Below are 12,401 nucleotides of genomic sequence, written 5' to 3'. Positions count from 1 at the left end.
CCCGGGCACCGCTTATCCGGATACCGGAACCAGGAAGCCGTCCAAGACAAGGTTACGCACTTCCTGCATCAGGTCCGGCGCGAACGCGGCATCGGTGCGGTCCAGGAGCGCTGCCAGCGCCGACGATATCTGGCCGGCGGAGAGTTCACCGTCACAGGCCGAGACAAACCCGGTGAGTTCGGTGCTCATCAGGTTGGTCCGCCGCAGTCCGGCGCCCTGACGGAGCAGGATGACGCCGGGGTGTTCGGCGCCGGGCCGCTGGTGGCGTTCCTCGGTTACGTCCTCGGCCACCAGAAGGTGGGCCGCTGCCAGATCGGAGCTGCCGGCAAGCCAGTCGAAGCGTTCGACGGCGGCCTGCAGGTGGGGTCCCACCGGCTGTTCAATGGGGTGGGTGATTTCCTCGAAACGCCGCAGGGCTTCGGCCCCGGGGTTCTGCCGACGGCGTAGCCACACTGAGCCGAAGCCCACGGAACCCACGTCCCGGGAGGCGAAGTCCGCGAGGTATCCGGCGTAGGCCGCCACGTAGTCCTCCCGGTCCCGGCCCTGGGCCGCGTCGCGGAGCCACATTTCGGCGTATTCCGGCGGGGTGAGGCGCTCCCGCTGGATCACCCAGGCATCCGTCCCCTCGGGCAGCCACTGCTCCAGCCGCTCTGACCATGCCTCCTCGCGGCCTGCGGGGATTTCCCAGTTGCCGAGCATCTGGGCGGTGCCGCCGGGCGCCAGCACCGTTTCGAGGCCGGACATCAGGGCGGCCACGATGCCGTCCCCGGCCAGGCCGCCGTCGCGGTAGGTAAACCGGTCCGCGTCCGTTTCGGTTCCGGTGCGCGGAGTAATAACGAAGGGCGGGTTGGATACCACCAGGTCGAAGGATTCCCCCTGCACGGGTTCGAGCAGGCTGCCCAGGCGCAACGTGAAGCGCTCGTCGGGCTGTTCCGGATCGATACCCAGCTGGGGTGCGTTGAGCAGGAGATTGAACCGGGCAAACGCGAGGGCGCGCTCGGAGATGTCCGTGGCCGTGACGTGCCGGGCGTGCCGCAGGAGGTGGAAGGTCTGGATGCCGCAGCCGGTGCCCAGGTCCAGGGCACGGTCCACGGGGGTCCTTACGGTGAGCTGCGCCAGGCTCAGCGATGCCTGGCCGATGCCCAGCACGTGGTCGCGTCGCAGCACCCCGGGCCGCTGGTGGCTGCCCAGGTCGCTGGCGACCCACAGGTCACCGCCGGGATTCTCCGCCGTGCCGGCTCCGCCGTCGTCCGCAGCGTAGGGCCGCAGGTCAACGGCGGCGCGGAAGGTGCCGAAGATGCGTCCGCGTTCAATCAGCCCCAGCTCCAGCAGGCCTTCCGTACCGGTGCGGGGCAGGGCGGCATCCAGCTGCACACGCTCCACGGTCTCCCCCAGCAGCCAGAGCAGGACCGGCAGGGCCAGCCGCCTGGGCTGCTCCGCCTCCGCTTCGGCCCGGCAGGCAAGCAGTGCAGGAACCAGCTGGTCCCGCTGCAGCGCAGCCGATGCATCATCGCCGAGGAAACCGGCTACGCCGTCAACGGTGTAGCCGGCCTCCCCGAGATCGGCGGCAAGCGCTTTGAGCAGCCAGGTATCCCGGCTGCGGGGCGCGGAGGGCACAAACGAGAAATCACTCACCAGCCCAGTCTAGGACGTGCCGCAGGCGCCGAAGCCCGCTTAGCCCGCGGCCGGCTCCAGCGGCTCACCGGCTGCGCTGCCAGCGGCGGGGGCGGCGCTGCCGGCTGCGGCGGGCATTCCGGCAGTACCTGCACTGCCGGTCCCGCCGGACCGCCCTGCAGCATGCTGAGCCGCCCGGTAGCCGAAGACGACGGCGGGGGCGATGGTGGCCCCCGCTCCGGGATAGGTGCGGCCCATCACCGACGCCGTGGTGTTGCCGGCGGCGTACAGCCCCGGGATCACGCTGCCGTCCTCCCGCAGGACCCGCGCGTCAGCATCCGTGACCAGGCCGCCCTTGGTGCCAAGATCCCCCGGATAGAGGCGGACAGCCGAGAACGGGCCCTTTTCCAGCGGGCCAAGGTTCGGGTTGGGCTTCACGCGAGGATCGCTGTAATAGGTGTCGTACACCGTGTCGCCGCGGTGGAAGTCCTCATCAATCCCGGTCTTCGCGAAACCGTTGAACCGCTCCACAGTGGCCTGCAGGGCGGCCGGCGGGACGCCCATTTTTCCGGCCAGCCCGGTCAGCGATTCATCCTGCAGCAGCAGCCCCTGGTTCTTCCATTCCTTGCGACCCTGCAGCAGGGCGTTGAACAGGTAGCGGCGGGCGTGCCGGGCATCGAACACCAGCCATGCCGGATCCCCGGGGACCTTGCGGTTGTTTTCGAGCATGTGGTGGCCGAAGTCCACATAGGATTCGGACTCGTTCAGGAAGCGTTTGCCGGCGGCGTCAACCACCAGGGAAAACGGCATGGACCGTTCGGCCAGGGTAAACGTGACCGCGCCCTTCGGTCCCACGGTGGTTGGCCCCCACCACGCGTCATCCATCAGGGCGAGGGCTCCCCCGCGTGCGGCCACTATGTCGATAGCCTGGCCCAGGTCTCCGTCCGGTGCCGAGGAGTACTCCTTTTCCAGGCCCTGGTACTTCTCGCGCCACTCGGCGTTGCGGGCAAAGCCGCCGGCCCCCAGCACCACGCCCCTGCGGGCCCGGATCCGGATGTCCCGGCCGTCCCGGCGGACCACCGCTCCGAGCACGGCGCCGTCGTCGTCCTGCACCAGATCCGTCAGCGGCGCCGACAGCCAGACGGGCGTCTGCTGGTTGCGCACGATGTACATCAGCGAGGAGGCCAGTGCGCCACCCAGCCCGTAGAGCCGCTTGCCGCGCAGCAGGCCGCCGACGGTGCGGAAGACAAACCGGGCACCGCGGATAAAGCCGCTGGGAGTGGACCAGGCCCGGGAAAGCTCCCAGACATCATCGGTGGCCAGCGGTGCCGGGATGCCGGAGGCCGCCGGCCGGGACTGCTTAAACCAAGGGCCCAGCAGCTTGGTATCAAAGGCCTTCACCTCGAGGGAACGCCCCACCATGCCGCCGGGCCGGTCCGGGTAGTAATCCGGATAGTCCTTGGACCGCATCCACTGCACGCCCAGGTTTCCCAGGAACGTCACCACCTCAGGGATGGTGTCCAGGAACGCCAGCTTGCGTTCGCGCGAGGAGACCGGCCCGACGTCGGCAATCACCTCTTCCATATAGGTGAGCGCATTCTGCCGGCTGTCCTGCACACCCGCTTTTTTCATCAGCGGATTATTGGGCATCCAGAGCCCTCCGCCGGAAATGGACGTGGTGCCGCCCCAGAGTTTGGTGCTCTCCACCACCAGGACGTCCAGGCCCTCGTCGGCGGCCTTGATCGCCGCTGTCAGGGCGGCCGCGCCGGTTCCCACCACCAGGACATCGACTATCCGGTCCCAGTCCTGCTGCCCCTGCGCCGACCGTGCCCGGGTCCCGGCGGACGGCTTCGCTGCCGCCTGCCCGTTACCGTTGCTTCCGTTGCTTCCGTTGCCTTCGCTTACCGCTGCTTCTGCCACTTCTACACATCCCCGCCTCGTGCCGCGCCCGTTCCCGGCTCGCCCGGCGAAAACCGGGACCGTTCGGGCCTGTCGCGGGCCGTCGGCCCGTGTGCGGGAGACTAGCAGCGGGGTCTGCGGAAGTACATAGTTTTCTTAGGCAGCGGCTAAGTAAGTGTGGCGGCTAGTCCTCGCAGCCGTCCGGGCAGCGCAGGGTGGACGGATCGGAGGCGCACTCGGCGCAGTACAGTGTGAGCTTGCGGCAGGACGGGTTGGAGCAGTTCTCGAACTTGCTGGTGGGCGCCTCGCAGCGGACGCAGCGGCCGATGGTCACGGCCTCATCAGTGAACTCGGTGTGCATCCGCTTGTCGAAGACGTACAGGGAACCTTCCCACAGGCCCTTGTCACCGTAGGTTTCCCCATACCGGACAATGCCGCCCTTCATCTGGTAAACCTCTTTGAATCCCCGGTTCACCATCAGGCTGGAAAGCACCTCGCAGCGGATCCCGCCGGTGCAGTAGGTGACCACGGGCTTGTCCTTGAGATCGTCATACTTCCCGGACTCCAGCTCGCTGATGAAGTCGTGCGTGGTGGACACATCCGGAACCACAGCGCCCTTGAACTTGCCGATCTGCGCTTCGAAGGCGTTGCGGCCGTCGAAGAACACCACTTCCTCCCCGGCCTTTTCCTTCTCAGCCACCAGATCATGCAGTTCCTCCGGCCGCAGGTGGGTGCCGCCGCCAACCACGCCGTTTTCGTCCACCTTCAACTCGCCGGGTGCACCGAAGCTCACGATTTCCTCGCGGACCTTCACGCTCAGCCGGGGGAAATCCTCCGCCGAGCCCTCGGAGTACTTCACATCCATCTTCTTGAAGGCGGGGTATTCGCGCGTCGCCTTTACGTAGGCCTTCACGGCGTCGAGGGGGCCGCCCACGGTTCCGTTGATGCCGTCCCGGGAGATCAGGATCCGTCCGCGCAGGCCCAGCTTCTCGCACAGGGTGCGCTGCCAGAGCCGGACGGCGTCGGGGTCGGAGAGGGGGGTGAAAGCGTAATACAGTGCGATTCGGTTCAGTGCCACATCACTAGGGTAGACCGCTGCGCAGGACGTGCATTTCACCCGGCATCCATACCTTTACCCCCGAAGGCACCGTTAGGGTTCACCTATGAGAGCGCTGGACGATGATCTGCTGGAGACCTGGGTCAGGGGCTGGGCACAGGCACGTGGCTACCGGATGCGGCGCGAGGGACGTTTTCCGGCAGCACTGCTGCATGACCGGACCAATGACTGGGAGTACTTCGCCCTCGAGCCCTCGCACGACGAATTCGCCGCCCTGGCCTCGTCCGCCCGGCACAGCTCCACCCGGCTGTTCACTATCGTGACCACGCGCGCCAATGAAATATACGGCGCCGCCACCGTCTACGGGCTCCAGGTCCGTTCCACCGATGAGGTGCTGATGGTGGCCGATATGTCCGGCCAGGATGTGGAGGCACCAGTGCAGCCGTGGGACGACTTCTCCACCGAGACCAGCCACGCAAACAACATCGGATCTGTGACCGTTCTCTCGGGGGGCACGCCGGTTGCGCAGGGCAGCGTGGCGGTGGTCAACGGGTACGCCGTCTTTGACCGCATCCTCACCGAGCCGGCCTTCCGCCGCCGCGGCCTTGGCAGCTACGTGATGCGCGCCCTGACCGCCGTGGCCCTGGAGGACGACGCCGAGGCCGGGCTGCTTGTCGCCTCGGTGGACGGGCAGGAACTGTACCGGTATCTGGGGTGGGAATCCCTGGCCAGCGTGGTGATGTTCGAGCCCCGAATGTGAGCTTTTGCCGGGAGCCGTTGACATGGTTTCCCCCGCAGTGAACATGGCCCGGGGCCGTTTTGCCGGTGGGAGAATGGGCACGTGGCCCTACATGATTCCCTGATCCCGCTGCTTGGCGGCGGCGCCGAGCCGGAGCAGCTGATGCACGTCCATCAGATCCCTGCCCGCCGCGCCGTCACGGCGCCGTGGCCCCGGTGGGCCCATCCCGACGTCGTTGCCGCCTACCGGAATCTGGGCATCCAGGAACCCTGGGCGCACCAGATGGAGGCGGCCGAAGCTGCGCATAGCGGCAGCCACACGATCATTGCCACCGGCACCGCGTCCGGAAAGTCGCTCGCCTATCAGCTGCCGGTACTGGACGCCATCCACCGGACGTCCCTCGATGACCGGGCGACGCTGGAACCCAGCGGCGCCGTCGCGCTCTATCTTGCCCCTACCAAGGCGCTGGCCGCGGACCAGCTGGCGGCAGTCAATTCGCTGAAGCTGCCAACGGTCCGGGCGGAAACGTACGACGGCGACACGGACACCGGTGCGCGGCGCTGGATCCGGGACCACGCCAACCTGGTCCTGGCCAACCCGGACATGCTGCACTTCGGTGTGCTGCCCAACCACACCTGGTGGGCCCGCTTCTTCCGGCGGCTGAAATACGTCATCATCGATGAGGCGCACAGCTACCGCGGGGTGTTCGGCTCCAACGTTGCCAACCTCATGCGACGGCTGCGGCGGATCTGCCGGTATTACGGGTCCGACCCGGTGTTCATCGGCGCCTCGGCAACCTCCGCCGACCCGGAACAGTCCTTCAGCCGGCTGATCGGCGCTCCCGTGACCGCCGTGACGGAGGACCGGTCACCGCACGGCTCCACCACTGTGGCCCTGTGGGAGCCGCAGCTGACTGAGCTCAAGGGTGAGAACGGTGCCCGGTCCCGGCGCACCGTGGTGGCCGAGACCGCGGACCTGCTCGCGAATCTGGTGGCCGCACAGGTGCGCACCATCGCGTTCATCAAGTCCCGCCGCGGTGCGGAAACCATTTCCACCATCACCCGCCGCCTGCTGGACGAGGTGCATCCCTCCCTGCCCGGCCGCGTGGCCGCCTACCGTTCGGGCTACCTGCCGGAAGAACGGCGGGAGCTGGAACGGCGGCTGCGCAGCGGGGAGCTGCTGGGCATTGCCAGCACCTCCGCCCTGGAGCTGGGCATTGATATTTCCGGACTGGACGCCGTACTGGTGGCGGGCTGGCCCGGAACCCGGGCATCCCTGTTCCAGCAGATCGGCCGGGCCGGGCGGTCCGGCCAGGATGCACTGGCCGCGTTTGTGGCCAGTGACGACCCGCTGGATACCTACCTGGTGCACCATCCCGAAGCCATCTTCGACATTTCCGTGGAAGCGACGGTTTTTGACCCGTCCAATCCCTACGTCCTGGGTCCGCATCTGTGCGCCGCGGCCGCCGAGCTGCCCGTGACGCCCGACGAGCGTGAACTGTTCGGTCCGGCTGCGGCCGGGCTGCTGGACCAGCTCGTGGCGCAGGGATACCTGCGCAAACGGCCGTCCGGCTGGTTCTGGACACACCCGGAAAGCGCCGCATCGATGGTGAACCTGCGCGCCGCCGGCGGCGGGCCGATCAACATTGTGGAATCCGAAACCGGCACCCTGCTGGGCACCATGGACTCCCCGCAGGCCCAGTACCAGGCCCACACCGGGGCAATTTACGTTCATCAGGGCACCACGTATCTGGTGGACGAACTGAACGAAGCCGACCACTGCGCCATGGTGACCCGGACCAACCCCGAGTTCTACACCCAGGCCCGGGACATCACCCAGGTTGCGGTGCTGGAGACCGAACGCACAGAGGAGTGGAACGGCATCCAGGCCTGTTTCGGCACGGTGAAAGTCACCACTCAGGTGGTCTCCTACCAGCGCAAGGCCCTCATATCCAACGAAATCCTTGGGGAAGAACCGCTGGAGCTGGAGGCCAAGGAACTCTTCACCAAGGCGGTCTGGTTTGTCATTGATGAGAAGTTCCTCGTCTCGGCCGGACTGGCCCCGGCGGACTTCCCAGGTTCCCTGCATGCCGCCGAACACGCGTCCATCGGCATGCTGCCGCTGGTGGCCACCAGCGACCGCTGGGACATCGGCGGGGTGTCCACTGCCCTGCATGCGGACACCGAGAAGCCGACCATTTTTGTCTACGACGGGCATCCCGGCGGTGCCGGTTTTGCCGAACGCGGTTACGAGGCCGCCCGGACCTGGCTGACAGCGACCCGGGATGCAATCCGTGCCTGCGAATGTGAGGGCGGCTGTCCGTCCTGCGTTCAGTCCCCGAAGTGCGGCAACAAAAACAATCCGCTGGACAAGAAGGGGGCCGTTACGCTGCTCAACGTTCTGCTGGAGCATGCCCCTGATGCCCTGGCGCTGACTTCCTAGGCACAGGCCCGGCGCCGGGCAGGTGGCGGGCTTGCTGGCCTGGCCCGCCACCTGCCGGGCTCGCAAGTGGCCTGCCCGCCGGTGAAATTGCCGTCTTGGAGCCTCATGCGCCCGATTCTCACATCACCGGGTCCCCGGCAGCCCGCCCGACGGCTCAGCCGGGCGGACCCGCCCGCGCCCTGCCGGTCGCCGGAACCGGCAAGGCGGGGATGGCCACCTCCGTTTCGACCCTGAGGATGCCTGTTGCCTCATCGGCGGCACAGGTGCTGACCACCCCGCCGTTCCGCAGGGCTACGCGACGTGCCACACCGCACCCATCATCACCTCCCCCGCGCACGCGGGCACTGGCCAGGGCGCCGGTTTCCGTCAACCTGTCTCCGCCGGGGGGACTCCCGGACAGCATTGCGATTCCCGGCACGCTCCGTCCCGAAAGCGGTGTGGCACCGCCCGGCCCCAACCCGCGCAGCGCATCCGCTCCCGCGAGCGCTGCCAGGTCGGCAGCGGTGGCGGCACGTACAGCAGCAACGGAGGCCTGGGCCAGTATGAGGCCAGTCATGGAAAACCCCAGCAGCGCCAGGCAGATCCCCATTGCGGCGATTGTCCCTGCTCCCCTCTCGTTCATTCCCCTGCCATTCGCTCCCCTGTTGTTCACGTCCTTTACCGGCCGGACATGCGGCGTATCAGCAGGTTCCTGCTTTCCTTCCTCAGCGGGACTTTCACCGGGCCGGAGTGCCAACGGGATAACCTCCGTCCCCCGGGAAGGCCACGGCGTCCGCGGATAGTTCCAGGGGCAGCAGGCTCAGCACCGGAAGCGACAGGGAACTGCGCACCTCCACTACCGTCCACTCCCCGTCCCGGGTCAGCACCAGCTGAGCTGATCCGCCTGCCAGACGCTGAACTGCAGCCTCCGCCGCCGTGGTGTCAGCCCGCATCACCTCCCGTGCTGCCGCGCGGGCCGCTTCTTCCAACCGCAGCTGGGTAATGCCTGCGGATATCCCGGTCAGCCCGAACACCAGCACCAAAACGATGGCCGGCAATGCCGTCGCGAACTCGGCCGTCACGGCACCCCTCTCCGGCGGATCCAGGCCTGCCGGGCGGCCCCCAACTACCCGGCGCTCCCGGTGCTTCCGTTGCTCCCGGCTTTCCCGGCGCTCCCGGTTCACCCGTTGCTCCCGGCTTTCCCGGCGCTCCCGGTTTGCCCGGAACTCCCGGTGCTTCCTGCCTGCGGGTCCGCCCCGGCCTGTCCGGTGTCCCCGCATGTCCGACATGTCCCGCATTCCCGACGTGTCCACAAGGGTTATCCCTATCCCAATGTCAGCGCGGAACGAATCAACGAGACCAGCATGGAGCGGACTTCGTCGCCGCCGAGGATAACCGCCAGCAATCCCGCAAAAGCAACGGCTGCAAGGGTTGCGATGGCGTATTCGGCGGTGGCCATGCCTGCTTCCCGGTCGGAACCGGCCAACGGCTCCGGCCGGGACTCAGGAACTGTGCCGGAAAACGGCTTTTGCTCCCGCGGCGGCCGGAGCCGGCCCGGCCTTTTTTCCGGTAACGGGGACGGCAGCGTCCCCGTCAGCAGGGCCAGCCGGGCTGCACCGGAACGTGCCGTCAGACCATGCAGCCCGTGGGTTCCGTCCGATTCCGGATTGGGGCAATAGGCGCGCTCTGGGTGCTTGCGGTTCGGTTCCCGGGCCCCTTCTGCCAGCGGGATATGGCCGGACTGTTGGCTGGGCGGAAACGGTTGCACAGCCGGATTCGGCTCGGCGGGACGGTGCTTGTCGAGCCTGGTGTTTGTTTGCATGGGCTTTTCCTCCTAATGAAAAGGTCCGGAACCTGATCCTGTCCGGTTATGCCGGCTCCCGGCCCCTGGAGCAGGGAAGCCGGGGACAAGGCCGGGCGCGCAGCGGCCTGTGGAGGGAGCATGGGGGGCGGGCTCGGTTCCGTCATGCCGGAAGCAGTCACAACCGGCCCGGCAACAGGGACATCAGCAGCGGAACGACAGTCAGTGCCACAAATGCCGGAAGGGAGCACAACCCCAGCGGTACCACCAGGCGGACCCCAAGGGCGGCAGCCCTGCGTCTTCCCTCCGCCTGCCGGCGCCGGCGGAGGGCATCCGCCTGGGAATGCAGCACAGCTGCCGATGGGGCCCCCGTCAGTGCCGTGAACCGCAGTGCCGGACCCAGCGCCCTGAACGCCGCCGAAGAAGGTACAACCACACCAGTCACATCCGATGCCGGTAGATCGGCCGGTGTGCCGGACGCTGGCGGCTCGGTTGTGTGCGGGTGCTGGCGGAGCCGCTGTCTCCGACTCTGCAACGGGACGCGCCCGGTACCGGCGCCGGCGGATAACTGCCAGGCGGCGTCCCAGGGCATCCCCAGTTCCAGTGCCCGCAGCAAACGCTCGAGTCCCCGGGCGGTGCCCGGGTCCACCCCCTCCCGGAGTATCCCCAGGGCGGACGCAAGTGGCTGACCGGCTTCAAGCATCGCGGCGACCAGGTCCAGCATCAGCGCCGGGTCTCCGATCGATCCTTCTTCCTGCGGTTCGCTGCGCGGCCCGGAATCCTGCAGCGGAGCGATTCTGCCGGCGCCACCGAATAAAAGGGCAGATGCGGAGAGCAACCCAAAGACCAGCAACCCAGTCATCCCGGTACGTCCTCAGCCGGCTTTGCGGCGTCCCTGACCAGCCGCCCGGACCAGACGCGGCCCGCCAGCCAGAACCCGCCTCCGGCTGCGGCGGCGGACCAGCCAAGCGGCGTCGCTGTCAGAATCTGCAGCGGGTTGCCGCCCAGCAGGTACCCGAGGATGATCCCGCCACCGGGCAGCCAGGTCAGCAGGCGCATGGTTGCCCGCGGCCCCGCCAATGCGCTCTCTCGGTCCGAGGCTGCATCGCGGGCAGCGTCCAGCTGACCGGCGTAGCGGGTGAGCACTCGGGACAAGGGTGCTCCGCTGCGCTCGGACACGCGGACACAGACGGCCAGGCCCGCCCATAGCTCCCGCAGCAACGGATCCGACGCGCCGTCATCTGCCCGCCCCGCTGCCGCCAGCACCGGAACGGGACTGAGTCCCAGGGCAGCCGACGCCGCAGCTGCCTGCAGCACGGCGGCAAAGGGATGAGCCGGTGCGTTCCGCGGCGCCCCGGCCGCGTAGAGCGTAGCCGCGTCGGCCCAGATCCGGTACGCCGGACGGCCTGCCGCCAGCAGGCCGGCAAGTTCGCGGACCAGCAGCGCCGGCGCATCCGCATCCGTCCTGTCCCTGCGTTTTCGGGCTTTGCCCGGGGAAGGACCATTTGGGCCTCTTCCCCGGCGGCGAATCTGCCGGTCCGGTCTCCTGCCGAACATCAGCACTGCAGCTGCGGCGAGCAGCATGGTGATGGTCAGGCCTGCCATGCCGTCACGCGTGGTCCTTCCGTTGCGGGTCTGTCCGCTGCGGGTCTGTCCGCTGCCGGTCCATCCGCAGCAGGTCCATCACTGGCTTCCGCAGCGCGCAGCTGGAGCCGGCGTTCGAGTTCCGCCCATCCACTCCCGCGCCGGTAGGTCGCTCCTTCGCGCCGGAGGGCGGGGACAGCGGTCAGCTGACCGTTCGAAAGCATGAGGACGGCAACTTCGGAGATAGTGCGGACACCGGCCGCCCGGTGCAGGTGGATCACAACGTCCAGCGCTGCCGCAGCCTGCAATGCCACCGCTTCCGGGCTCATTCCCGCGAGCGCTCCCAGCGCCGCCAGTCGTGCCGGAACACCTGATGCCGAGTTCGCGTGGATGGTCCCGCCCGCTCCGTCGTGGCCGGTGTTCAGCGCCGCCAGCAGTTCACGGACTTCAGCTCCCCGGCATTCCCCGACCACCAGCCGGTCCGGCCGCATCCGAAGAGCCTGCCGGACCAGCTCGGTTTGATCCAGCACCCCGGTGCCTTCCACGTTCCCATGCCGGGTCTGCAGGCCCACCACGTGGGGATGGTCCGGTTCCAGTTCCGCTGCGTCCTCCACCAGCACCAGCCGTTCCCGGGGTCCGCTGAGTGAGAGAAGCGTCGAGAGGAGCGTGGTTTTGCCGGTGCCCGTTGCGCCGCTGACCATGAAGTTCAAGCGGTGTCTGATGATTGTGCGGAGCACCCGTTCGCACTCAATATCCAGTGTTCCGGTCCGGGTCAGCTCGGCAAGGGTGAAGGTCCGGGTCCGGTGAATCCGGATGGACAGGAGTGTGGACCCGGTGGACACGGGACGAAGCACTGCGTGCACCCGATATCCCGGCAGCTGCACATCAACGCAGGGGCAGGAGTCGTCCAGACGCCGCCCCCCGGCCGCGACCAGACGGGTTGCCAGTGACTGGACTTCGGCGTCACCGGCAAACCGGATACCGGTGAGTTCCAGTCCGTGGCCGCTGTCCACCCACACCCGGTCCGGGCCGTTGACCAGGATGTCGCTGACCCCCGGGAGCAGCGCCAGTGGCTGCAAAGGCCCCAGCCCCTGCAGTTCGGCGCGCATCCGGTCCACTGCATGGAGCGTTCCTTCGGACCCCAGCAGGCGTCCGCTGGCCTGCACTGCGGCGGCCAGCCGTGCCCCGGTCACCGGCTCCGGGTGTGCCAGCATCCGGTCCCGGACCCGGGCCAGCAGAGGGTCGGCGCCCGGCAGCTGCCGGGCCCCGCGGGGCGGACCGCCGTT

The 12,401-nt window shown here is 68.0% G+C and carries 11 protein-coding genes; 2 read left to right on the top strand and 9 right to left on the bottom strand.

Annotated features, from left to right (window positions below):
• Positions 1-12: 12 nt before the first annotated feature.
• The 3 genes from QWJ37_RS03550 to QWJ37_RS03540 all read right to left on the bottom strand — a co-directional run bounded on the left by QWJ37_RS03550 (position 13) and on the right by QWJ37_RS03540 (position 4,591).
• Positions 13-1,635: a methyltransferase gene (locus QWJ37_RS03550; RefSeq protein WP_290244132.1), complete on the bottom strand. Its 1,623-nt coding sequence runs from the start codon at positions 1,633-1,635 to the stop codon at positions 13-15.
• 39 nt (positions 1,636-1,674) lie between these two features.
• Positions 1,675-3,534, bottom strand: a complete 1,860-nt coding sequence (locus QWJ37_RS03545) for an FAD-binding protein (RefSeq protein ID WP_227902496.1) — start codon at positions 3,532-3,534, stop codon at positions 1,675-1,677.
• Between the two features lie 163 nt (positions 3,535-3,697).
• On the bottom strand, positions 3,698-4,591 hold the full coding sequence (locus tag QWJ37_RS03540; RefSeq protein WP_227902498.1) for a rhodanese-related sulfurtransferase: 894 nt from the start codon (positions 4,589-4,591) through the stop codon (positions 3,698-3,700).
• Positions 4,592-4,676: 85 nt separating this feature from the next.
• Here QWJ37_RS03540 and QWJ37_RS03535 point away from each other — a divergent pair, with 85 nt between their 5' ends.
• Both QWJ37_RS03535 and QWJ37_RS03530 read left to right on the top strand, forming a co-directional pair.
• The gene (locus tag QWJ37_RS03535; RefSeq protein ID WP_227928588.1) at positions 4,677-5,330 is read left to right on the top strand and encodes a GNAT family N-acetyltransferase; all 654 of its coding nucleotides are present in this window, start codon (positions 4,677-4,679) and stop codon (positions 5,328-5,330) included.
• A gap of 81 nt (positions 5,331-5,411) precedes the next feature.
• Positions 5,412-7,751 carry a DEAD/DEAH box helicase gene (locus tag QWJ37_RS03530; RefSeq protein ID WP_227928587.1) on the top strand — a complete coding sequence of 780 codons (2,340 nt, stop codon included), beginning with the start codon at positions 5,412-5,414 and terminating at the stop codon, positions 7,749-7,751.
• 154 nt (positions 7,752-7,905) lie between these two features.
• Here QWJ37_RS03530 and QWJ37_RS03525 read toward each other — a convergent pair whose 3' ends face one another.
• The 6 genes from QWJ37_RS03525 to QWJ37_RS03500 form a co-directional block, all read right to left on the bottom strand.
• Entirely contained in the window at positions 7,906-8,373 is a 468-nt protein-coding gene (locus QWJ37_RS03525) for a hypothetical protein (protein ID WP_290244124.1), read from the bottom strand.
• A 94-nt stretch (positions 8,374-8,467) separates the two neighbouring features.
• Positions 8,468-8,812, bottom strand: coding sequence for a TadE family type IV pilus minor pilin (locus tag QWJ37_RS03520; protein WP_227902506.1), 345 nt, complete (start codon positions 8,810-8,812; stop codon positions 8,468-8,470).
• A 242-nt stretch (positions 8,813-9,054) separates the two neighbouring features.
• Positions 9,055-9,552 (bottom strand): DUF4244 domain-containing protein, encoded by a 498-nt coding sequence (locus QWJ37_RS03515; RefSeq protein ID WP_290244122.1) that lies wholly within the window; start codon positions 9,550-9,552, stop codon positions 9,055-9,057.
• Positions 9,553-9,709: 157 nt separating this feature from the next.
• Positions 9,710-10,393 carry a hypothetical protein gene (locus QWJ37_RS03510; protein ID WP_290244121.1) on the bottom strand — a complete coding sequence of 228 codons (684 nt, stop codon included), beginning with the start codon at positions 10,391-10,393 and terminating at the stop codon, positions 9,710-9,712.
• Positions 10,390-11,136, bottom strand: coding sequence for a hypothetical protein (locus tag QWJ37_RS03505; RefSeq protein ID WP_290244119.1), 747 nt, complete (start codon positions 11,134-11,136; stop codon positions 10,390-10,392). Before QWJ37_RS03505 ends, QWJ37_RS03510 begins: the two co-directional genes overlap by 4 nt.
• Complete coding sequence (locus QWJ37_RS03500) at positions 11,124-12,371, bottom strand: TadA family conjugal transfer-associated ATPase (protein WP_356881500.1); 1,248 nt, start codon at positions 12,369-12,371, stop codon at positions 11,124-11,126. The genes QWJ37_RS03505 and QWJ37_RS03500 overlap by 13 nt, the downstream gene beginning before the upstream one ends.
• Positions 12,372-12,401 lie beyond the last annotated feature (30 nt).

The sequence above is a fragment of the Arthrobacter sp. YD2 genome (genome assembly GCF_030410475.1).
Lineage (GTDB): Bacteria > Actinomycetota > Actinomycetes > Actinomycetales > Micrococcaceae > Arthrobacter_B > Arthrobacter_B zhangbolii.
Note: the sequence above shows the minus strand (reverse complement) of the source record. Positions and strands in the feature narration are given on the sequence as shown.